At 65.2% G+C, this 21865-nt stretch carries 23 protein-coding genes; 11 read left to right on the top strand and 12 right to left on the bottom strand.

Translation table 11 applies throughout. The features are described 5' to 3' along the window. Nucleotides 1-27: 27 nt before the first annotated feature. Both AC1DW9_RS14120 and AC1DW9_RS14115 read right to left on the bottom strand, forming a co-directional pair. Nucleotides 28-1659 (bottom strand): acyl-CoA synthetase, encoded by a 1632-nt coding sequence (locus AC1DW9_RS14120; protein ID WP_476776093.1) that lies wholly within the window; start codon nt 1657-1659, stop codon nt 28-30. Then, nucleotides 1659-2111, bottom strand: coding sequence for a MaoC/PaaZ C-terminal domain-containing protein (locus AC1DW9_RS14115; protein ID WP_441506978.1), 453 nt, complete (start codon nt 2109-2111; stop codon nt 1659-1661). The genes AC1DW9_RS14120 and AC1DW9_RS14115 overlap by 1 nt, the downstream gene beginning before the upstream one ends. A gap of 178 nt (nt 2112-2289) precedes the next feature. On the opposite strand from AC1DW9_RS14115, the gene AC1DW9_RS14110 reads away from it, so the two are divergent. The 9 genes from AC1DW9_RS14110 to AC1DW9_RS14070 all read left to right on the top strand — a co-directional run bounded on the left by AC1DW9_RS14110 (nt 2290) and on the right by AC1DW9_RS14070 (nt 10235). Further along, nucleotides 2290-3174 (top strand): beta-keto acid cleavage family enzyme, encoded by an 885-nt coding sequence (locus tag AC1DW9_RS14110; protein ID WP_476776092.1) that lies wholly within the window; start codon nt 2290-2292, stop codon nt 3172-3174. Between the two features lie 172 nt (nt 3175-3346). After that, on the top strand, nt 3347-3826 hold the full coding sequence (locus AC1DW9_RS14105) for an SRPBCC family protein (RefSeq protein WP_441506979.1): 480 nt from the start codon (nt 3347-3349) through the stop codon (nt 3824-3826). Nucleotides 3827-3943: 117 nt separating this feature from the next. After that, nucleotides 3944-5311: an ABC1 kinase family protein gene (locus tag AC1DW9_RS14100; RefSeq protein ID WP_441506980.1), complete on the top strand. Its 1368-nt coding sequence runs from the start codon at nt 3944-3946 to the stop codon at nt 5309-5311. Nucleotides 5312-5480: 169 nt separating this feature from the next. Continuing rightward, nucleotides 5481-5768 carry an aa3-type cytochrome c oxidase subunit IV gene (locus tag AC1DW9_RS14095; protein WP_069879375.1) on the top strand — a complete coding sequence of 96 codons (288 nt, stop codon included), beginning with the start codon at nt 5481-5483 and terminating at the stop codon, nt 5766-5768. A gap of 22 nt (nt 5769-5790) precedes the next feature. After that, on the top strand, nt 5791-6930 hold the full coding sequence (locus AC1DW9_RS14090) for a Re/Si-specific NAD(P)(+) transhydrogenase subunit alpha (protein ID WP_441506981.1): 1140 nt from the start codon (nt 5791-5793) through the stop codon (nt 6928-6930). Between the two features lie 26 nt (nt 6931-6956). After that, complete coding sequence (locus AC1DW9_RS14085) at nt 6957-7388, top strand: NAD(P) transhydrogenase subunit alpha part 2 (protein ID WP_069879377.1); 432 nt, start codon at nt 6957-6959, stop codon at nt 7386-7388. A gap of 6 nt (nt 7389-7394) precedes the next feature. After that, nucleotides 7395-8798 (top strand): NAD(P)(+) transhydrogenase (Re/Si-specific) subunit beta, encoded by a 1404-nt coding sequence (locus tag AC1DW9_RS14080; RefSeq protein WP_441488183.1) that lies wholly within the window; start codon nt 7395-7397, stop codon nt 8796-8798. A gap of 70 nt (nt 8799-8868) precedes the next feature. Continuing rightward, nucleotides 8869-9348: a GNAT family N-acetyltransferase gene (locus AC1DW9_RS14075; protein ID WP_441488184.1), complete on the top strand. Its 480-nt coding sequence runs from the start codon at nt 8869-8871 to the stop codon at nt 9346-9348. Between the two features lie 41 nt (nt 9349-9389). Continuing rightward, nucleotides 9390-10235 carry an alpha/beta hydrolase gene (locus AC1DW9_RS14070; RefSeq protein ID WP_476776091.1) on the top strand — a complete coding sequence of 282 codons (846 nt, stop codon included), beginning with the start codon at nt 9390-9392 and terminating at the stop codon, nt 10233-10235. Nucleotides 10236-10256: 21 nt separating this feature from the next. On the opposite strand, the gene AC1DW9_RS14065 is transcribed toward AC1DW9_RS14070, so the two are convergent. The 5 genes from AC1DW9_RS14065 to AC1DW9_RS14045 form a co-directional block, all read right to left on the bottom strand. Then, nucleotides 10257-11102 (bottom strand): tetratricopeptide repeat protein, encoded by an 846-nt coding sequence (locus tag AC1DW9_RS14065; protein WP_244523454.1) that lies wholly within the window; start codon nt 11100-11102, stop codon nt 10257-10259. 235 nt (nt 11103-11337) lie between these two features. Next, nucleotides 11338-11571, bottom strand: a complete 234-nt coding sequence (gene rpsU / locus AC1DW9_RS14060) for a 30S ribosomal protein S21 (RefSeq protein ID WP_038359685.1) — start codon at nt 11569-11571, stop codon at nt 11338-11340. 209 nt (nt 11572-11780) lie between these two features. After that, on the bottom strand, nt 11781-12881 hold the full coding sequence (locus AC1DW9_RS14055; protein ID WP_476776090.1) for a 5-(carboxyamino)imidazole ribonucleotide synthase: 1101 nt from the start codon (nt 12879-12881) through the stop codon (nt 11781-11783). Next, nucleotides 12878-13375 carry a 5-(carboxyamino)imidazole ribonucleotide mutase gene (purE, locus tag AC1DW9_RS14050; protein WP_441506984.1) on the bottom strand — a complete coding sequence of 166 codons (498 nt, stop codon included), beginning with the start codon at nt 13373-13375 and terminating at the stop codon, nt 12878-12880. Before purE ends, AC1DW9_RS14055 begins: the two co-directional genes overlap by 4 nt. 110 nt (nt 13376-13485) lie before the next feature. After that, entirely contained in the window at nt 13486-13704 is a 219-nt protein-coding gene (locus tag AC1DW9_RS14045) for a YdcH family protein (RefSeq protein WP_043238474.1), read from the bottom strand. Nucleotides 13705-13932: 228 nt separating this feature from the next. Here AC1DW9_RS14045 and AC1DW9_RS14040 point away from each other — a divergent pair, with 228 nt between their 5' ends. Next, nucleotides 13933-14121 carry a DUF465 domain-containing protein gene (locus AC1DW9_RS14040; protein ID WP_043238472.1) on the top strand — a complete coding sequence of 63 codons (189 nt, stop codon included), beginning with the start codon at nt 13933-13935 and terminating at the stop codon, nt 14119-14121. A 116-nt stretch (nt 14122-14237) separates the two neighbouring features. On the opposite strand, the gene AC1DW9_RS14035 is transcribed toward AC1DW9_RS14040, so the two are convergent. Continuing rightward, the gene (locus AC1DW9_RS14035) at nt 14238-15866 is read right to left on the bottom strand and encodes an acyl-CoA synthetase (protein ID WP_441506985.1); all 1629 of its coding nucleotides are present in this window, start codon (nt 15864-15866) and stop codon (nt 14238-14240) included. Between the two features lie 109 nt (nt 15867-15975). Then, nucleotides 15976-16740 (bottom strand): sulfite exporter TauE/SafE family protein, encoded by a 765-nt coding sequence (locus AC1DW9_RS14030; RefSeq protein WP_441488189.1) that lies wholly within the window; start codon nt 16738-16740, stop codon nt 15976-15978. A 166-nt stretch (nt 16741-16906) separates the two neighbouring features. Between AC1DW9_RS14030 and AC1DW9_RS14025 the strand changes: the two genes are divergently transcribed. After that, the gene (locus AC1DW9_RS14025) at nt 16907-18823 is read left to right on the top strand and encodes a propionyl-CoA synthetase (protein ID WP_476855117.1); all 1917 of its coding nucleotides are present in this window, start codon (nt 16907-16909) and stop codon (nt 18821-18823) included. Nucleotides 18824-18865: 42 nt separating this feature from the next. Here AC1DW9_RS14025 and AC1DW9_RS14020 read toward each other — a convergent pair whose 3' ends face one another. From AC1DW9_RS14020 to AC1DW9_RS14010, 3 genes are all read right to left on the bottom strand, one after another. Continuing rightward, on the bottom strand, nt 18866-19750 hold the full coding sequence (locus tag AC1DW9_RS14020; protein WP_441506987.1) for an MBL fold metallo-hydrolase: 885 nt from the start codon (nt 19748-19750) through the stop codon (nt 18866-18868). A 43-nt stretch (nt 19751-19793) separates the two neighbouring features. Beyond that, entirely contained in the window at nt 19794-20519 is a 726-nt protein-coding gene (locus tag AC1DW9_RS14015) for a DUF1013 domain-containing protein (protein WP_441488192.1), read from the bottom strand. A gap of 250 nt (nt 20520-20769) precedes the next feature. Continuing rightward, complete coding sequence (locus AC1DW9_RS14010) at nt 20770-21771, bottom strand: NAD(P)H-quinone oxidoreductase (protein ID WP_441506988.1); 1002 nt, start codon at nt 21769-21771, stop codon at nt 20770-20772. Nucleotides 21772-21865 lie beyond the last annotated feature (94 nt).

The raw sequence follows: 21865 nt of genomic DNA, 5'->3' as shown, positions 1-21865 counted from the left end.
ATTTGGCTTTGAACCGCCTCCGCCTGGTTATTCGCCGCCCCGCTTCCTTGCGATCTCCTGGTCCCGCAGATCCTTGCGCCTGATCTTGCCGGTCGGGGTCATCGGCAATTCCGTCACGAACTCGATCTCGCGCGGATACTGGTAGGCGGCGAGGCGCGATTTGACGAAGTCCTGGATCTCGGCGGCGAGCGCCGCCGAGGCGGTGGTCTCCGGTTTCGGCAGGACAAAAGCCTTGACCACCTCCGTCCGCAGCGGGTCCGGACTGCCGACCACGGCAACCATCAGCACGGCGGGGTGGCGGATGATGCAATCCTCGATATCGCCGGGGCCAATGCGATAGGAGCCGCTGGAAATGATGTCGTCATCACGGCCCTGGAACCAGAAATAGCCGTCTTCGTCGCAGGCGCCGGTATCGCCGGTGACGAGCCAGTCGCCGAGGAACTTCGCCGTTGTCGCCTCGGGTTGGCGCCAGTATTCCAGCATCATCACGGGGTCAGGTCGCGCGACCGCAATCAGCCCCTGCTCTCCAGCAGGCAGGACCGCGCCCTCTGGCGAGATCACCGCGACGCGATGGCCGGGAACGGCGCGCCCCATCGAGCCAGGCTTGACCGGGAACAGACTGGCGCAGTTGGAGACGATCAGATTGGCTTCGGTCTGGCCGTAGAATTCGTTGACCTCGAAGCCGAAGGTTTCCTTGCTCCAGGCTAGCATATCGGCGCCGAGTGTTTCGCCGCCGGTGCCGATCGAGCGCATCGCATAGGCGAAGCGCTCTCTTGGATTGTGAACCTGCCGCATTAGCTTCAGCGCTGTCGGTGGCAGGAAGGCGTTGCGGATGCTGTGGCGCGCCATCAGGTCGAAGGCTGCCTCGGGATCGAATTTGCGGGCACGCGAGGCCAGCACCGGAACGCCGAAATAGAGGCTCGGCAGCAGAACATCGAGTAATCCGCCGGCCCAGGCCCAGTCCGCCGGCGTCCAGAACAGGTCGCCGGCCTGCGGGAAGAATTCCTGCGGCAATTGCACGCCGGGCAGATGGCCGAGCAGCACACGGTGGGCATGCAGCGCGCCCTTGGGCTTTCCCGTGGTGCCGGAGGTGTAGATGATCAGCGCCGGATCGTCGGGCGTGGTGTCGAGAGGCGTGAAACTGTCGGACGCCTTGTTCAACTCGCTCCAGAAGTCGAGGTGGCCTGCGCCGTCGATCAGGAAGATCCGCCTGAGTTCCGGCAGGCTCCCGCGGCTCGCCTCGACCTTGACGATGTTCTCGCCATCGGTGATCAGCGTGCAGGCGCCGCTATGCTGCAGCCGGTGTTCAAGCGCATCCGGTCCGAACTGGGTGAAGAGCGGCAGGGCGATCGCACCCATCTTGTAGATGGCGAGATGGGCCATCGCGGTTTCCGGGCGTTGCGGCAGCAGGATGCCGACGCGCTCACCCGGTTTGACGCCATGGGCACGCAGCATATTGGCGAGCCGGTTCGTGTCGAGCTTGAGCGCGTCGAAACTCATCGTCGCGACGCCGTGCCCCTGGTCTTCATAGATCAGCGCCGGCTTGCCACTGCCGTCCGCGTGGCGGTCGCAGGCTGCGACGCCGATATTGAACCGCTCGGGGATCTGCCAGGCGAACCGCTCACAGGTCTCGCGATAGCTGGGGCGCCGTTCCAACATCAGCCTTGATCCCCAGTGCGGCGCTTCATCAGCAGCTTGAGATGGCCGGTCTGGATGTGCTCGCCGCGCTGGTTGTGCACCTCGAGGCGCAGGGTGACGATGCCGCGGTCCGGCTTGCGGCTGGGTGTCCTTTCGACGGCTGTGACGACGGCATGGACCGTGTCGCCGACCTTCACCGGCCCGGTAAATGTCCAGTGCAGATCGAGCAGGCCCATGGTGGTGGCATCGATCAGGTTCTGCTGCGACATCAGGCCGATCGCCATGGCGAGCGTCAGGGGGCCGTGGGCGATGCGCTCGCCGAAGGGCGTGCCTGCGCAATACTCGCTGTCGACATGCAGCGGATTGAAATCGCCGGAAAGGCCGGCGAACAGCGTGATGTCACCCTCGCCGACGGTGCGCCCGCGGGTCGTGATGCTGCTGTCGAGGTCAAAGTCCTCGAAATGGAGCCCCATCCGTTCCTCCCGGCTTTTGCGCATTCTAGCGTGCTGGCGCGGGCTGCTGGCAAGGCCGAAGCAGAGCTCATTTGCTCACCGTGGTGTTGCACTGATGGCGACGTTCGGTTCTCTCTTGCATCGATATCGAGGGGGACGCTCGCTCGGTTCCCGACACCTGGCCTGAGGACGAAACGCCGTGAGCACACCGATCTGGATCGAAGCCGCGATCAACGGCCCCTGGGGCAGGGAGCGTCAGCCCAGCATTCCGATCAGCATCCCCGAGATTGTTGCCGACGGCATTGCGGCGGTCGAGGCCGGGGCGGCCATTGTCCATCTTCATGTCTACGACCTCGTGACCGGCCGCCAGCGCGACGACTGGGAACTCTATGCGCAGGCGATCGAGGGCATCCGCACCAAGGTCGATGCCATCGTCTATCCGACCATCCCGATCGTCGGCTCCGGCTATGCCGGCGATATCGTCGGTTCCGGCCGTTACTGGCATCTGGAGGAGCTGGCGAAGCGCGGCCTGGTCGAGTGGGGCGTGCTCGATCCCGGGTCCTGCAACTGGACGACCTTTGCCGGCATCCCACAAGGCGAGGCAGGCTTCATCTACCAGAACCCCGGCGAGCATATTCGCGAGGGCATGGAGGTGGCGCAGCGCCATAAGGTCCATCCGAGCTATGCCATTTACGAGCCAGGCTTCACACGCCTGGGAGCTGCGCTGGCCAAGGCCTATCCCGGCATGCCGATGCCGATCTACCGGCTGATGTTCTCGGACGCCTTTGCCTGGGGCTTCCCGCCGAAGTCCTATGCGCTCGAGGCCCATCTTGCGCTGCTTGCCGAGGTTGCGCCGCAGGCGCCTGTGATGATCGCGGGGCTGGGCGTGGAACTTGGCAACCTGATCCCGCACGCGGTTGCCCGCGGTGTGCATGTTCGTGCCGGACTGGAAGATGCGCCCTTCGGCGAGACACGGAACAATGCCGCGCTGATCGCGGAAGCTGTCAAACGGGTCGAAGCCGCCGGTGGACGGGTTGTCGGTGCGGCGGATGTCAGGGCCGACCTGGCGGCGCGGGTTGGATAGAACCCAGCGAACCTGGACGGGAGGTGACTGATGGTCAATCCAGGTTCAAGTGGTGCTGGCCACCTGCACGGAACGGAGTTTGCAAACGTCGCATTGAGGAAGCTGGGCTCCTCTGGACGGCATCGATGCCGCAGTTGAAGAGCAACGTGTATTGCCCGAAAGGAGGGACGCCATGACCAATCCTGGCGCCAGGACGAGAACGGACTCCGCTTCGAGGATCGTCCAAGCGTCTCCACAAGCCATCTACCGCGCCTTCGTTGACCCCAAGTCGTTGGCGTCCTGGCTCCCGCCACGCGGCATGACGGGCGAGATCCTCGCATTCGAACCGCGGGTCAGCGGACGCTATCGCATGGTCCTGACCTATGAGGCATCGCAGCATTCAGGGGCCGGCAAGACCTCGGAGAACACCGACATCGTTCAGGGTCGTTTTCTGGAGCTGATTCCGGACGAGCGGATCGTACAGTCGGTTGAGTTCGTGTCGGAGGATCCGTCTTTCGCGGGTACGATGACGATGTCATGGAGCCTCGCTCCGGTCGGGAGCGGCACAGAGGTCACCATCCTCTGCGAGAACGTGCCCGCGGGCATCCGGCAGGAGGACCACGATGTGGGTTTGAGGTCGACGCTGGCGAACCTTGCGGCCTTCCTCGAGTGAAGGGCGCCGGGCGCGCACGGTACCGTGCTGCGCCGACGGGGCATGATGTAGCATTGGTTCTGCCGTGATCGTGCCCTACATCCTGGGCGCGACCCTGCAGCCAATCCTGTGAGCGACATGTCCGAACGCGACAGCGAAGCCAATCGTTTCTCCGCCCGCGCAGCCCGTTACGCCCGCGTCGGGGCGAATGTCGGTGGGGTCGCGGCACGCATTGCCGGGACGCGGCTGCTCGGACTGGAAGGCCGCAATCTCAGCAATGCCGAGGCGCTGGCCAAGGCGCTGGGTGGGCTGAAGGGGCCGATCATGAAGGTGGCGCAGCTCGTCGCCACCATTCCCGACGTCGTGCCGCCGGAATACGCCGCCGAGCTGCAGAAGCTGCAATCGCAGGCGCCGCCGATGGGGCCGGCCTTCGTCAAGCGCCGCATGATGGCGGAGCTCGGGCCGCAATGGCGCATGCGCTTCGCCGAGTTCGACCTGAAGCCTGCGGCGGCAGCGTCGCTCGGCCAGGTGCACCGGGCGACGACGCATGATGGCGTGCCGGTCGCCTGCAAACTGCAATATCCGGATATGGAATCAGCGGTCGAGGCCGATATCGCCCAGCTCGACATCCTGTTTGCGCTGCATCGACGCATGGATCCGGTGATCGACACCACAGAGATCGCCAAGGAGATCGGCGCGCGGGTGCGAGAGGAACTCGACTACGTCCGCGAGGCGAAACATATCGCGCTTTACCGCGCGATGCTGGCCGAGACGTCGGACGTGCGCGTGCCGACGCTGGAAGCCGGGCTGTCGACCCGCCGGCTCTTGACCATGCACTGGCTCGAGGGTGACCGAATCCTCGACCATAAGCAGGACGGGCAGGAGTCCCGCGATCGGATCTCGACCGCGATGTTCCGTGCCTGGTGGCGCCCCTTCAGCCATCACGGCGTCATTCACGGCGACCCGCATCTCGGAAACTACACGGTGTTCTCGGAGGATGGTGCGCCACAAGGCATCAACCTGCTCGATTATGGCTGCATCCGGATCTTCCCCCCCTCCTTCGTCGGCGGGGTGGTCGATCTCTATCGCGGCCTCCTGGAGAATGACCAGGCGCGCGTGATCCACGCCTATGAGACCTGGGGCTTCAAGGGGCTGACCAAGGAGTTGGTCGACACCCTCAACATCTGGGCGCGTTTCATCTACGGGCCGTTGCTGGAGGACAGGGCCCGGCGCATCGCCGAAGATGTCAGCCCGGCGGAGTATGGCCGCAAGCAGGCCTTCCAGGTGCATCAGGCGCTGAAGAAGCGCGGGCCGGTGACCGTGCCGCGTGAATTCGTCTTCATGGACCGCGCCGCGATCGGCCTCGGCGGCGTCTTCCTGCATCTCGATGCCGAGCTGAATTTCCATCGCCTGTTCGAGCAGGAAATCGAGAATTTCTCGACCGAGCATGTGGCTGACGTTCAGGCGAAGGCACTCGATCGCGCCGGATTGGCCGCTGCGCATTGACGGGGATGTTCGTTCCGGCATCCCCGCTGTTACCAGGGCTTTGCAGAGCAAGCGGTTTCACTGCCTGAAATGCCCCTGAAACAGGCGGCGATGGCGTGTTGACGCGTTGCCAGACCCTTCGCTGGTGCGCTACACGGCAATGAGACCTTTTTATGCGGGAACAGTTTTTATGGCCCACCACGGACACAGCGCAGCCGATGCTCCGCAGATGGATTATCCGGAACACGAGCGGACCTATCGCGGCTTCGTCCACATGGCCGAAGTTACCACTGCAGCCTGCCTTGCCATCGTCGCGGCGCTCGCCGTGGGCGGAACCAAGCATGCCTGGGGTACTGCGGTCGTCGGAACGCTCCTGACCCTCGTCGCCACAGGCGTCGGCATTGCCGCTCCCTCGCTGTCCTGGCGTGCACCGGCGGTTCCGCTGGTTCTGATGCTGCTCGCGCTCCTCCTGATGTAACGCCGGAAAGGCCCCGCCTGCCATGCGCATTGCTGTCCCAGCCGAAACGCAAGGGACGGAAACCCGCGTCGCCGTGACGCCGGAAACCGTCCGCAAGTTCATTGGCCTCGGGGCCGATGTCGCAGTGGAGAAGGGAGCGGGGCTCGCTTCCGGTATTACCGACGCGGACTACCAGGCTGCCGGCGCGACCACCGCCAAGAACGCCAAGGAGGCGCTGAAGGGCGCCGATATCGTTCTCAAGGTGCGCCGCCCGGCCGAGAGCGAACTCGCCGGCCTGCCGGCGGGCGCGCTCGTCGTCGGCATCATGGATCCTTACGGTAACGAGGCCGCAGTCGAAGGCCTTGCGAAGGCCAATGTCGCTGCTTTCGCCATGGAATTCATGCCGCGCATCACCCGTGCGCAGGTGATGGACGTCCTGTCCTCTCAGGCCAATCTCGCCGGCTATCGGGCCGTGATCGACGGCGCCGCCGAGTATGGCCGGGCTCTCCCGATGATGATGACGGCGGCAGGCACGGTTCCCGCGGCGAAGATCTTCATCATGGGCGTCGGCGTCGCCGGCCTGCAGGCAATCGCGACTGCGCGGCGTCTGGGCGCCATCGTCACCGCGACCGACGTGCGCCCCGCCACGAAGGAACAGGTCGAGTCGCTCGGTGCGAAATTCCTCGCCGTCGAGGACGAGGAGTTCAAGCAGGCGCAGACCGCCGGCGGCTACGCCAAGGAAATGTCCGCGGAATACCAGGCAAAGCAGGCCGAGCTCACCGCCGGCCACATCGCCAAGCAGGACATCGTCATCACGACCGCGCTGATCCCGGGCCGCCCGGCGCCGAAGCTGATCACCGCCGCGATGGTCGAAAGCATGAAGGCGGGTTCGGTGATCATCGATCTCGCCGTCGAGCGCGGCGGCAATTGCGAGCTCGCCAAGCCGGGCGAGATCGTGACCACGCCGAATGGCGTCAAGATCGTGGGCCATCTGAATGTGCCCGGGCGTCTGCCTGCGACATCCTCCAGCCTCTACGCCAAGAATCTCTTCGCCTTCGTCGAAACGCTGATCGACAAGGGCGAGAAGAAGCTCGCGGTGAACTGGGACGACGAGCTGGTGAAGGCGACTGCGCTGACCCGGGACGGCGCGGTGGTTCATCCGAATTTCGCGCCGAAGGCCTGAAGCATCGCTAGGGGGAGTGTCCGACCATGGCTAATCCGACACCTGAACAAGCGCTCGAGCAGGCCCGCTCGGCGGCTGCCCTCGCGAAACAGGCTGCAGAACTGGCGGAGCGCTATGCCGAGCAGGCTGCGGCCGCCGCCGGTGCCGCTACCGGCGTGGACCCGACGGTCTATCGGCTTGCGATCTTCGTGCTCGCGGTCTTCGTCGGCTACTATGTCGTCTGGTCGGTGACGCCGGCACTGCACACGCCGCTGATGTCGGTGACCAACGCGATCTCCTCCGTCATCGTCGTCGGCGCGCTGCTCGCCGTTGGCGTGAATGCGGCGCCTGCTCTGGGCGATGGTCCGATCTGGGCCAAGATTTTTGGCTTCGTCGCGCTGGTCCTGGCGTCCGTGAACATCTTTGGCGGCTTCCTCGTCACCGAGCGCATGCTCTCGATGTACAAGAAGAAGGGCTGAGCGCACATGGCCGCTAATCTCTCCGCCCTTCTCTACGTCGTCTCCGGCGTCCTGTTCATCATGGCCCTGCGAGGCCTGTCGCATCCGACAACCTCGCGTCAGGGCAATCTCTACGGCATGGTGGGCATGGGCATCGCCATTGCCACCACCGTGATCTTCTATCCGCCTTCCGGCTTCTCCGGCTGGTTCCTGGTCGTTCTCGGCATCGCTATCGGCGGCGGCATCGGCGCCTACATGGCCCGGCGCGTGCAGATGACCCAGATGCCGCAGCTCGTCGCCTTCTTCCACTCGCTGGTTGGTCTGGCGGCAGTGCTGGTCGCGGCAGCGGCGCTCTACGCGCCGGAGGCCTTCGGCATCGGTCAGGTCGGCAAGATCAAGGGCGCAAGCCTGTTCGAGATGGCGCTGGGCTGCGCCATCGGCGCGATCACCTTCACGGGCTCGATCATCGCCTTCCTGAAACTCGACGGGCGGATGAGCGGCAAACCGATCATGCTGCCGCAGCGCCATGGCATCAATATCGGCCTTGGCATCGCGGTCATCGTGCTGCTGCTGTTCTTCCTGAAGACCGAGAGCCACGTCGCCTTCTGGCTGATCGTGCTCCTCGCCTTCGCGCTCGGCGTGCTGCTGATCGTACCGATCGGTGGCGCGGACATGCCGGTCGTGGTCTCCATGCTCAACTCCTATTCGGGCTGGGCGGCTGCGGGCATCGGTTTCACGCTCGGCAACATGGCGCTGATCATCACCGGTGCGCTGGTCGGCTCTTCCGGTGCGATCCTGTCCTACATCATGTGCAAGGGCATGAACCGGAGCTTCATCTCGGTCATCCTCGGTGGCTTCGGCGGCGAGACCGCTGGCCCTGCCGGTGGCGCCACAGAGGCTCGCCCGGTGAAGCAGGGCTCGGCCGACGATGCGGCCTTCATCATGAAGAATGCCGGCAAGGTCATCATCGTGCCGGGCTACGGCATGGCGGTGGCGCAAGCCCAGCATGCGCTGCGCGAGATGGCCGACGCGCTGAAGAAGGAAGGCGTCGAGGTCAAGTACGCCATCCACCCGGTCGCTGGCCGTATGCCCGGCCACATGAACGTGCTGCTCGCCGAAGCGAACGTGCCCTATGACGAGGTTTTCGAACTCGAGGATATCAACTCCGAGTTCGGCCAGGCGGATGTGGCCTTCGTCATCGGAGCCAATGACGTCACCAACCCTTCGGCCAAGACCGATCCGCAGTCGCCGATCTACGGCATGCCGATCCTTGATGTCGAAAAGGCCAAGACCGTGCTCTTCATCAAGCGCGGCATGGGCTCGGGATATGCCGGCGTCGAGAACGAGTTGTTCTTCATGCCCAACACGATGATGCTGTTCGGGGACGCCAAGAAGGTCACCGACGAGATCGTCAAGGCAATGGCGCACTGAGCCGCCGGACCCACGGCAAGTTGCGAGGGGCCGGCGTCTCGCTGGCCCTTTTCTTTTGGAGTTTCAAACGGTGGGCATCACGATCAGACCGATGGCGGAGGCGGACCGTCCCGCCGTGCTGGCGCTGCTGCTGGAGCTGACCGCCCATGAGGCGGGCCTGAGTCCGGCGCGCGGGACCGGGCCGGAGGTGGCCGCCGCCTGCCTGGCAGATGATCGTGAGAAGGCGGACGAGACCGGGGGTGTGCTGATGGTCGCCGAGAGCGATGGCCGCGTCGTCGGCTATCTCGCGCTGCAGCTTGCCCGGACCGGCCCGTTCGTACACGAGCACCTGCGCGATCACGTCTATATCGAGAATATCGTCGTTGGCGCCGCGGAGCGTGGGACCGGCATCGGTCAGATCCTGCTGGCGGAAGCCGAGCGCTTTGCGCGGGCGACGGGGCGCAAGGTCCTCCATCTCGGTGTGCTGGAGGGCAATGACCTCGCGCTCAGGGCTTATCGCCGCGCAGGCTTCGAGACGGCCTCCGTGGACATGATGAAGGTGCTGGACTGAGCGTGGCCGTGCCGCCGCGGTGATCGGGGACCATGATCGGCATGAAGCTCATTCGCCTTCTCGCGCTCGCTGGGCTTGTCCTCTATCTGACCTTTCTGGCGCTGCTCTATGTCGAGCAGCGCGAGCTTTTGTATCCGCGCGACCCGACACGTGCAGACATCGCTGCGGCCAATCTGCCAGGTGTCGAGGAGACGACGCTAACTGCTGCCGATGGCGAGCGGCTGATCGCCTGGGTGGTGTCGCCGCGCGAGGGCAAGCCGGTGCTGCTGTTCTTCCACGGCAATGCCGGCAATTTCGCGAGATCCGCCCGCCAGGCGCGCTTCCGTGGCCTGACCGAGGACGGGACCGGGCTCTTCGCCGTGAATTATCGCGGCTATGGCGGGTCGAGCGGCGCGCCGTCGGAAGAGGGCCTGCTGCTCGATGCGCGTGCGGCCTATGACGCTGCCGTCTCACGCTTTGGCGCCGATCGGCTGGTTGGCTATGGCGAATCCCTGGGCACCGGTGTTGTGCTCAAGCTTGCAGCGGAGCGCCCGCTCAAGGCCGTGATACTCGAGGCGCCCTATCTGTCGGCAGCTGCAGTGGCGCAACTCGCCTATCCCTTCGCACCAATCGGCTGGCTGATGAAGGATCAGTTCCGGTCGGACGCCGTCATCGGCCGCGTCACCGCGCCACTGCTGGTGTTGCACGGTGGCCGCGATGCCGTCATTCCCTTCGCGCAGGGGCAGGCACTCTACGACATGGCGAACATGCCCAAGCGCTTCGTCCGCTTTTCCAGCGGTGGCCACCAGGACCTGCCGGCGCATGGTTCGCTGCCCGAGATCCGGGGCTTCCTGGCCAATCTGACGAACGGTGCCGTTGCCGGCCAAGAAAGCCGCGCCGTCGAGTAGCGCGGCGGCCTGGCGTTATGGTCAGCGGAAGAGGCTGCCTCCGCCGAGGCGCGCCTGGCCGGCGCGGGCGGTTGCATTGTTGCTGTCCAGGCTCAGGGCGCGCTGATAGTTCTCGGCCGCTTCAGTCTTCTTGCCGAGCTTTTCGCTGGCGAGTCCGCGACCGGCCCAGGCTTCGGCGTTGCGGTTGTCGACATTGAGCGAAGCCGTGAAGTCCTCGATCGCCTGCTCGAACTTTCCGACCGCGATCAGGCTCTGGCCGCGGGCCGTATAGGGCGGGGCGTTATAGGGATTGCGATCGATGACCGAGTCGAAATCGGTGATCGCATGCTGGTGCTGGCCTTCCTTCTGATAGACCAGACCACGGGCATGGAAGGCTTCGGCCGATTCTGGATTCAGGCGGATCGCGGTGTTGAGGTCGGACAGCGCCTGCTGACTGTTGCCCTGCTGGCGCAGCAGGTTGGCACGCCCGATATAGGCCGGGGCATAGTTCGGGTTGGCTGTGGTGGCGCGGTTGAAGTCTGCCATCGCCGCGTCATTGCGGCCGCTCTGGCGCAGCGCCAATGCGCGATTGGTATAGGCCGAGGCGAGGTTCGGGTCGATCTGCACCGCCTTGGTGAAATCGGAGATCGCGTCGGAGTAGCGGCCGGCACGGGCATAGGCCGCGCCGCGGGTGTTATAGGCCTGCGGATCGTTGGGGTTGCGGTTGATGACCTCGCTGAGCGAGCCGATATTCACGCTCGCATTGGCGGATGATTCCGCATCGACTTCAGCAATTGCGCTCTGTGAGCCCAGATTGGAAACGGTGTCGCATCCTGCCAGCGCGACGGCGATGCCGGCTGCAGCCAGCCAGCTCTTGCCTCGAAACATGCTCTGCCTCATCGGTCCCGGTTCTGTGCCTCGACTGCCATGCTCGACCCCGTTGGTCGTCATGACCTGATTGCGCTCCCCAGCCGACAGCGCCCCTTCACGCGAGAACGCCTGCATCCTGCCAAGCTTTGGTTAACGCCGCCGAAAAAGCAACAACGCCCGGAGAGGCTCCAGGCGCTGTTTCGACATGATGCATCCGTGCGAAGCGGCCAAAGCGGCCGCCCTCAGCCGGAGATCAGGGGCGCTTGGGTTTCACCGGCGCGGGCAGAAGGCCCTCGCGCTGCAGCTTCTTGCGGACCAGCTTGCGGGCGCGGCGGACGGCTTCCGCCTTCTCGCGCGCCTTCTTCTCGGAAGGCTTCTCGTAATGACCGCGGAGCTTCATCTCCCGGAAAATGCCTTCGCGCTGCATCTTTTTCTTGAGGGCGCGAAGAGCCTGATCGACATTGTTGTCGCGAACGAGAACCTGCACGTGATTGTCCGTCTTTAGCGGGTTGGTCAAGATTTCGGGTCCGGCGAAGTTTCTCAACTCGCAGGAAGGGTTGTGCGGATAACAGAATTCAATTCGGCTGTCCACGCCGGAAGAGCCGGAGAACGTGGAGAAATCGCGGGCGGAGACGAGCCGCGGGATTCGTCCGGACAAGCCGGCAGGAATGAGTGCCGACTCCGTAAGGAAGCACGTTATGTGCGGGCCGGCTTCAGCCGCGTGACATGGCCCATCTTGCGGCCGGGGCGGGCATCCCGCTTGCCGTAGAGATGCAGATGCGCGCCCGGCTCTGCCAGGATTTCCCGCCAACGAAGTGCGGCGTCGCCGACAAGGTTTTCCATCTCGACAGTGCCGCGACGGGTGGCCGATCCAAGCGGCAGGCCGCAGACGGCGCGGACATGCTGGTGGAATTGCGAGGTCTCGGCGCCTTCGCTGGTCCAGTGTCCGGAATTGTGCACCCGCGGCGCGATCTCGTTGATGACGACGGTCTCGCTCGCGCCCTCGCCAACCACGAACATCTCGACGGCGAAGACACCGATATAGCCGAGCGCTTCTCCGATCTTGCGCGCCGCCTCGATGGCGCTGGCGGAGGTCCCGGCCGCAACCTGCGCCGGCACATGCGTGAAGGCGAGGATGTGGTCGCGATGCTCGTTCTCGCAAAGATCGAATGCAGCGAAGTCGCCGGCAGTGTTGCGGGCTGCGACGACGGAAACCTCCCGGCTGAAGGTGACGAAGCCTTCGAGGATGGCAGGAAAATGCCCGATGGCCTCATAGGCTTCGGCCAGATCGGTATCAGCCGCGATCTTCACCTGCCCCTTGCCGTCATAGCCGAAGCGGCGCGTCTTCAGGACGCTGGGGCGGCCGAGTTCGGCGACCGCGCGTTCGAGATCGGCCAGCGAATCGACGGCGCGGAACGGCGCAACCGCCAGCCCGAGATCGGCGACGAAGCTCTTCTCGCTCAGCCGGTCCTGCGTCAGGGCCAGGGCGCGCGCGCCGGGATGAAGCGGCGTGCGCGCGGCGAGGAAGGCCGCTGTCGCATGCGGCACATTCTCGAACTCATAGGTGACGAGGTCGACCGCATCGGCAAATCCGGCCAACGCAGCCTCGTCTTCATAGGCGCCGATCGTATGACGGGCGGCGACGTCGAAGGCCGGGCTATCAGCCTCGGGCGCGAAAATATGGGCGCGAATGCCGAGATCGGCGGCGGCGAGCGCAATCATGCGGGCAAGCTGCCCACCGCCGAGGATGCCGAGCATGGCGCCGGGGCCAAGCCCGCGCGGATCGGGCGTGCTCATGCGTCGTCCCTGGGGAATTCGGCGACCGCCCCGCTTTGGCGGCTGCGATAGGCTTCCAGCCGCTCGGCCAGGGGCTCATCGCCCAAGGCGAGCACGGCGGCGGCGAGGAGGCCGGCATTGACCGCCCCGGCCCGGCCGATGGCGAGCGTGCCGACCGGGATGCCCGCCGGCATCTGCACGATCGAGAGCAGGCTGTCCTGGCCGGAAAGGGCCTTGGATTCGACCGGCACTCCGAAGACCGGAAGCGGCGTCAGCGAAGCCGTCATGCCCGGCAGATGCGCGGCCCCGCCGGCGCCCGCGATGATGACCTTGAAGCCCTTCGCCTTGGCTTCCTTCGCGAAGGAGAACATGCGTTCCGGGGTCCGGTGCGCGGACATGATGCGAGCCTCGTGGGCCACGCCGAGCATGTCGAGGACTTCGGCCGCATGACGCATCGTCGCCCAGTCGGACTGGCTGCCCATGATGATGGCGACAGGAGGGCTGGTATCGGCCATGTGCACTCGCTTCCCATGCGAGGGGAGGAAGCGCGCGACTTAAACTGCGGGCAGCCCGGCAGGCAAGCACCGATTCGTCGAAATCATTGTTCTGTGTGCTGTTTTCCGCATCAGGCGATGATGTCCGGCGTCAGCGCGTCTTCGATCTGCGTGATGCGGTCCTTGAGGTAGAGCTTCCGCTTCTTCAGGCGCTGCACCTGGATCTGATTGATCGCGCCCATGCGCTCCAACGCGTCGATGGCGCTGTCGAGGTCGCGATGCTCTTCGCGCAGACGAGCCAGCTCGGCCGTAAAGGCCTCGATCTCCTCAGGGCTCAGCTCGAATCCCATGAAGCCGTCTCATCATTGCCGCGATCCGGGTCGACTATGCTCAGGCGCGGGCGGCCCGGCAAGAGCGCAGTGTCGCTTCGCGCAGGGATAGCGCGTGCCATTCGCGCCCTGCGGGAAGGAGAGACCCAGGATCACGGAAACTCATGGTGCAGTGCACTGCTGCCCCAGAGACTTGAAGCCGGCTCTGTGTCAGACTCCCCCCGTCAATCGCTCATCAGGAGAATCCAGATGTCGCTGCAGACCCACCTCGCCGAGCTCGAGCGCAAGCATCGTCAGCTTGAGGAAGCCATCGCCCAAGCCGCGGCGCGCCCCTCTTCCGATACGCTGAGTGTGTCCGAGTTGAAGCGGAAGAAGCTGCTGCTGAAGGAAGAGATCGAGCGCGTCAGAATGACGATGCCGCAGCCGACGCTGCATTGAACGGGATAACGGGGCAGCCATCGCCCGTCGAATAGGATGGTTTTGATCGAGCCGGTCCCAGGAGGGGCCGGCTTTCTCGTTGAATGGACATGCAGGACTGGAAGCCGCGCCTGGCACTACAGGGCCCTTGCCATCTCGCGCAGCTTGAATTTCTGGATCTTGCCGGTCGAGGTCTTGGGGATCTCGGTGAAGACCACCGTCTTGGGGCATTTGAACGAGGCCAGAAGCCCGCGGCAGAAGGCGATGATCTCCGCCTCGGTCGCATTCTTCCCCGGCATGAGTTCGACGAAGGCGCAGGGCGTCTCACCCCATTTCTCGTCCGGCCTGGCGACAACCGCAGCCGATTGCACCGAGGGATGCTTGTAGAGCGCATCCTCGACCTCGATCGAGGAGATGTTCTCGCCGCCGGAGATGATGATGTCCTTGGAGCGGTCCTTGAGCTGGATATAGCCGTCGGCATAACGCACGCCGAGGTCGCCGGAATGGAACCAGCCACCGGCAAAGGCAGCTTCGGTCGCCTTCGGATTCTTGAGGTAGCCCTTCATCACGACATTGCCGCGGAACATCACCTCGCCGAGTGTCTGACCATCGCGGGGAACCGGCTGCATGGTTTCCGGGTCGAGTACATCGAGGGCTTCCAGAGCGGGGTAGCGCACGCCCTGGCGTGCTTTCAGCACGGCCTGGTCCGCAGCTTCCAAGGCGTCCCAGTCGCGCTGCCACTCATTCACGACTGAGGGACCATAGGTCTCGGTCAGGCCGTAGAGATGCGTCACCTCGAACCCAGCCTGCTTCATCGCGGCAAGCACGGCTTCTGGCGGCGGGGCGGCGGCGGTGAGGAAGGAGACCTTCTGCGAGAAGGGGCGGCGTTCCTCCGCCGGGGCGTTGAGCAGCGTCGACATCACGATGGGTGCGCCGCAGAGATGGGTGACGCCATGATCCGCCAGCGCCGCGTACAGCGCCTTGGCGCGGACCTGGCGCAGGCAGACATGGGTGCCGGCGAGGATCGAGATCGACCAGGGGAAGCACCAGCCATTGCAGTGGAACATCGGCAGCGTCCAGAGATAGACGGGATGACGACCCATGCCGCAGGTCACAATATTCGAGGTCGCGAGCAGATTGGCGCCGCGGTGATGATAAACCACCCCCTTGGGGTCGCCGGTGGTGCCCGATGTGTAGTTCAGCGAGATCGCGTCCCATTCGTCGCCGGGTAACGTCCAGGCGAAATCCTGGTCGCCGGTCACGAGAAAGTCCTCGTATTCGACGCTGCCAAGCCGCTCGCCGCTGCCGTCATAGACCGGGTCGTCATAGTCGATGACCAGCGGCTTGACCTTGCAGAGTTCCAGTGCCGCCTGGACTGTGCTCGAGAATTCGCGGTCCGCGATCAGCACCTTGGCTTCGCCATGGTCGAGCGAGAACGCGATGATGGCGGCGTCGAGCCGCGTGTTCAACGTGTTGAGCACACCGCCGGTCATTGGCACGCCGTAGTGACATTCGAGCATGGCGGGCGTGTTCGGCAGCATGGCTGCGACGGTATCGCCCCTGCGGATGCCGTGCTTCGCCAGCGCGGATGCAAGCCTGCGCGAGCGTGCGTAGAATTCGGCATAGGTCCGGCGCAACGGGCCGTGGATGATCGCAACATGGTCGGGAAAGACGGCGGCGGCACGCTCGAGGAAGGTCAGCGGCGTCAGCGGCTGGAAGTTGGCCGGGTTGCGGTCGAGGTCGATGTCATAGGGCGAGGTCTTCATCGGGGCGCCTTCTTCCGTCGCGTCGCCTTCGGATCTAGCCGGTCCCGCGCTCTCCCGTAATCCATCCCTTTTTCCGATGCGGCGCAATCGACGCAGCTGGACTCGTGGGTCAGGGATGGAGGCGCAACGCCAGGAACCCGTCGATGATCAGCTTGCTGCCGACAGCAATCAGCAGCCAGTAGATGATGGTGTAGAAGCGTTCCGCCGGCACGCGGCGCACCAGCCAGACACCGGCAACGGTCGCGAGGATCGCGACCGGAAACAGTGCCGCCGACGCGGCGAGGTTCTCGCGGGTGAACTGGCCGAGCGCGATATAGGGGCCGACTTTCATGAGATTGAGCAGCGCGAAGAAGATCGCGCCGGTGCCAACGAAGGTCGGCGGCGAGAGCCGCTGCGGCATGACGTAGATCTGAAAGGGAGGGCCGCCGGCATGGGCGATCATGCTGGTGAAACCGCAAACCGCGCCCCAGAAGCTGCCGGGCCCGAACGCGGGCTTCGTGACCGGCGACTGCGCCTTGCGGTCGGCGAAGAGCCGACGGCCTGCGAAGGCAACCGAGATGATGCCGACCGAAAGGCCAACCGCGGCATCGGAAACCCGCGATGCCAAGACATAACCCGCAAGCACGCCGAGAAGAGCACCCGGCAGCATCGTCGCGAGGTTGCGTTTGTCGAACTCACGGCGATAGGCCCAGACGCTCACCATGTCCTGGACGATCAGGATGGGCAGCATGATCGCGGCCGCCTGGACCGGCGGGAGCACGAGCGCCATCAGCGGCAGCGAGAGCAGCCCCAGGCCCGAGAAGCCACCCTTGGCGAGCCCGACCAGGATGACGGCAGGCACCATCGCGGCGAGATAGGCTGGGTCGAAGCTCATGGCTGTCCGGGGGGGCGAGGGCGGGAGCGGTCGTGCGCGGATGCGTAGCTAAAGTCTGACGGCGGCGTGCTTGCGCAGGCGGGGGAGAGTGAGCACGATCCCGCGCAAAATCGCCCGACCCGCTTGCCGGGTCTAGGCCAGAACCAGGCGAAGAGGAACGCGTCCGATGAATGCCACGCATGCAAGCCACTATCGCGAAACCTATGCGCGCTGGCAGGCGGATCCGATCGGCTTCTGGCGCGAGGCGGCAGGCGAGATCGAATGGATCAAGCCGCCGCAGGCGATCTTCGATGCCGAAGCCGGTGTCTATGGACGCTGGTTCCCGGATGCGAGCTGCAATACCTGCTTCAATGCGCTCGACCGGCATGTGCGTGACGGGCGGGGCGAGCAGACGGCGCTGATCTATGACAGCCCCGTCACCGGAACCAAGGCGAGCTACAGCTATCGTGATCTGCTCGGCGAGGTCGCGACGCTTGCGGCTGTCCTGCAGGATCTGGGCGTCGGCAAGGGCGACCGCGTCATCATCTACATGCCGATGATCCCGGAGGCAGCCTTTGCCATGCTGGCCTGCGCCCGGATCGGGGCGSTGCATTCGGTGGTGTTCGGCGGCTTCGCCGCCAAGGAACTGGCGACGCGCATCGATGACGCCAGGCCAAAGGTCATCCTGACCGCGACATGCGGCATCGAGCCGACACGCATCGTCGAATACAAGCCGCTGCTCGACGGCGCGATCGCGCTCGCCGCCCACAAGCCGGAAACCTGCATCGTGCTGCAGCGTCCCCAGGCGGACGCCTCCATGCATGTCACGCGCGACCGGAACTGGCGGGCGCTGGTCGCCTCGGCCAAGGCCGCGGGACGCAAGGCCGATTGCGTCGAGGTCGCCGCCACGGACCCGCTCTATGTGCTCTACACCTCGGGCACGACGGGTCGGCCCAAGGGAGTGGTCCGTGACAACGGCGGCCATATGGTCGCGCTGAAATGGACTATGGAGAACCTCTACGGCGTGAAGCCGGGCGAGGTCTTCTTTACCGCGTCCGATGTCGGATGGGTCGTCGGCCATAGCTATATCGTTTATGGCCCGCTGCTGCATGGCGCGACCTCGGTGCTCTATGAGGGCAAGCCGGTCGGCACGCCTGATCCCGGCGCGTTCTGGCGCGTCATTTCCGAACACAAGGCGGTGGCGATGTTCACCGCACCGACGGCGTTTCGCGCGATCCGCAAGGAGGATCCGCAGGCAACCCATCTCGCACGCTACGACCTGTCGCAGTTCCGCACGCTCTTCCTCGCCGGAGAACGGGCCGATCCCGATACGTTGAAATGGGCCGAGGACGTGCTGAAGGTTCCGGTCATCGACCATTGGTGGCAGACCGAGAGCGGCTCCTGCATGGTCGGCAACCCGGTCGGGCTGGAGCTCCTGCCGGTGAAGCATGGATCGCCGACCGTGCCGCTGCCGGGCTATGACGTGCAGTGCCTCGACGAGACCGGAAAACCCGTATCGGCCGGCACGATGGGGGCGATCGTGGTCAAGCTGCCGCTGCCGCCCGGCGCCTTGCCGACGCTGTGGCAGGACGACGAGCGGTTCCGCCAATCCTATCTCACGGCCTTCCCGGGCTATTACAACACCTCGGATGCCGGCTTCATCGACGAGGACGGCTACGTCTTCATCATGGGCCGCACCGACGATATCATCAACGTCGCCGGCCATCGGCTCTCGACCGGTGGCATGGAGGAGGTGCTTGCCTCGCATCCGGCGGTGGCGGAATGCGCCGTGGTTGGTATCAGGGATGCTCTGAAGGGCGAGCAGCCCTGCGGGTTCGTCGTGCTGAAATCGGGCGTGACGCAAAGCCCGGCCGAGGTCGAGAAGGAGCTGGTTGCGCTGGTGCGCGACAAGATCGGCCCGGTTGCTGCCTTCAAGCTCGCGGTGACCGTGGCACGCCTGCCGAAGACACGCTCCGGCAAGATCCTGCGCGCGACGATGAAGAAGATCGCCGATGGCGAGGAATATGCCGTACCGGCGACGATCGACGATCCTGTCGTGCTCGACGAGATCGGCGAGGTCCTCAAGGCGAGAGGCGTTGGCTAGTCCGAGGGCGAGACAGGATTGCCTGGCTCGCGATGACGCGGCTCAGATCCCGATCGTCGCGCCATTCCAGCGCAGCAGTCGTTCGCCGACATCGAGCGCCATCAGATCCTCGCCAACAATCAGCGGGCCGGCATAACCTGCCGTCCTGATCTCGCGGGCAAGCCGGGAGGTGTCGGCGCCGGGCGGTACCAGATGCGTCAGCGCGAGCATGCCTGCGCCGGCCTGCGTCGCCAGTTTCGCCACCACGGCGGGGGTCATGTGATAGGCCTGTACGGCCGCCACGGTCTCGGCCGAGCGAATACCGGCGACGACAGGCATCTCACTGTCGATGAAGACCTCGCAGACCAGCAGATCGCAATTCTGCGCGGCGCGTTCGAGCGACGGTGTCAGGCGCGTGTCGCCCGAGAAGACAAGGCTGCTGCCTGCCAGCGAAATCGCGAGTCCAAAAGCGGGCTCGACAGGCCGGTGATCAACCAGGAAGGCGTCGATCGCGAGTTCGCCCAGCCCGGAGACGATGCCTTCGCGCAGCTCCTCGAACTGCACATCGAGCCCCGTGGCGTCGGGCCGCTTCTCGAAGGCAATGCGCAAGGCGCGTTCGCGGGCAAAGCCCTCGTATTGCGCGCGCATATTGGCAAGTGCGGGGGCAGGGGCCAGCACACGCCAGGGGCGGGCGCGGCCCTGATGCCAGGATGAGACCACAAGTTGGTAGAAATCGACCAGATGGTCGGAATGCTCATGCGTGACGATGAGCAGGTCGATATCGGTGCCGCGATGGCCGGCGGCGACCAGGCGCTGGCTCACGCCCGAGCCGCAATCGATCAGGATCTTGCGTCCGGCCCCCTGGACGAGATGGGACGGGCCGGCCCGGCGCAGGCTGACCGGCGGCGCGCCCGTGCCGAGAAAGGTGAAGGCAAGATCGGATGCCAAGGCCATTCTCCGCGACAGGCAGGCCGCTCGGTCGTCAGCGACCTCAGATCTCGTCGTCCTCGTCGGCCGGACGCTTGAGCTGCTTCAGCTTGGCGAAGACGGAATCGACGTCGATCGCCGCTTCCTCCTCGCGCTTCGGCTTGCTCATATCAGCGAAAGGCTGGCTCGCATGGACCGGCTCCCGCGCGGTGGTCTCCTCGGCCGGGAGCAAGGTCGAGCCTGCCTCCGCAAGGGCGGCCGGGCGATCCTTGGCCGCACGACCGACCTCGAAGTCGAGATCGATCTGCGAGCTGAGCCCGAGGCTGACCGGGTCGACCGGCGTCAGGGTCTGCGCGTTCCAGTGGGTGCGGTCGCGGATCTGGGCGATGGTCGATTTCGTCGTGCCGATCAGGCGGATGATCTGCGCGTCCTTGAGCTCGGGATGGTTGCGCAGCAGCCAGAGGATCGCGTTCGGGCGGTCCTGGCGCTTGGAAACCGGAGTGTAGCGCGGCCCCTTGGCGCGCTTGATCTCCGGCACCTTCACCTTGCGCTCGGCAAGCCGGAGATGGTGGTTCGGGTTCTTGGCGGCGCGCTCGAGCTCCTCACGGGTGAGCTGACCAGAGGTGATCGGGTCGAGGCCCTTGATGCCGGCGGCGACTTCGCCATCGGCGATGCCGCGAACTTCGAGCGGGTGGAGTTTGCAGAACTCGGCGATCTGCTCGAAGGTCAGCGACGTGTTTTCCACGAGCCAGACCGCAGTGGCTTTCGGCATCAGCGGGGGTTGTGACACGGCATCGTCTCCTGGATCTCGAAGGCCGGCGGCTTACGCCGGATCAGGGTCGCGGACAAAAGCTCTCATGCGCCGACCGGCCTCCTCGGCCGGCCATCCAAATCATCAGCGATGAGCAGGATGCGGGCGTTATATGCAAAGCCATGAAGGCTGTCCAAGAAAAAGCGCGGAAGGCGCCGGTGGCTCAGACAGCCCTATGATCGATGACAGCGCCGGCCGGCAAGGCGAGCACTGATATCGCGGCTGCGGGTCACATCGTCAGGACGATCTTGCCGATATGGGCGTTGCTCTCCATCAGGCGATGCCCGGCCGCGGCCTCTGCCAAGGGGAAGGTCGCATGGATCATGGGTTTGCAGCGGCCCTGGGCCAGCAGGGGCCAGACCTTGGCCTCCAGCTCGGCGGCGATGGCTGCCTTCTCGGCGATGGTGCGCGGGCGCAGTGTCGAGCCGGTATGGGTCAGGCGCTTCATCATCAGCCGACGGAAATCGACCTCCGCCTTGGGGCCGTTCAGAAAGGCGATCTGGACGATCCGGCCGCTCTCGGCCGCTGCCTCGTAATTGCGGGAAATGTAGTCGCCGCCGACCATATCCAGGATCAGGTCGATGCCGTGCCCGCCGGTGGCCTCCTTCGCGGCGCTGACGAAATCCTGCTCCCGGTAGTTGATCGCGACATCGGCACCGAGTTCGCGGCAGGCCGCGCATTTCTCATCCGAGCCCGCGGTTGCGATGACCGTCGCGCCAAAGGCCTTTGCGAGCTGGATCGCCGTGGTGCCGATGCCCGAGCTGCCGCCATGGACCATGAAGCTCTCGCCGCTCTTTAACCGGCCACGCTGGAAGACGTTGGTCCAGACGGTGAAATAGGTCTCGGGAATCGCGGCCGCCTCGATCAGCGACAGCCCGGCGGGGACTGGCAGGGCATTGCTCTCGTGGACGCTTGCATATTGGGCATAGCCGCCGCCGGCGACGAGCCCGCAGACCCGGTCTCCCAACGCGAAGCGGCCGACGCCATCGCCGACCGCCACGACCCTGCCCGCGATCTCGAGGCCGGGGATATCCGAGGCGCCGGGCGGGGGAGCGTAGCCGCCGAGCCGCTGCAGGACATCGGGCCGGTTGATGCCGGCGGCCGCAACTTCGACGAGAACCTCGCCTGCGGCCGGTTTCGGCACGGGCCGTGTTTCAGGACGCAACACGTCAGGGCCGCCGGGGGCCGCAAAGCCGATGGCGGTCATCGTCTCGGGAAGGATTGGCATCACGTCTGGTTGTCCCTCTTTGGTCATGAGGCGTCCGCATCTGACGCCTGCTTCGCAGAGATAGTGGCCTTGCGGCGGCGAGCCGGCTAGTCTCCGC

It is taken from the genome of Allobosea sp. P4_E12, assembly GCF_056401655.1.
The sequence above is the reverse complement of the archived record's forward strand: the minus strand, read 5'-3'. Positions and strand labels throughout refer to the sequence as shown.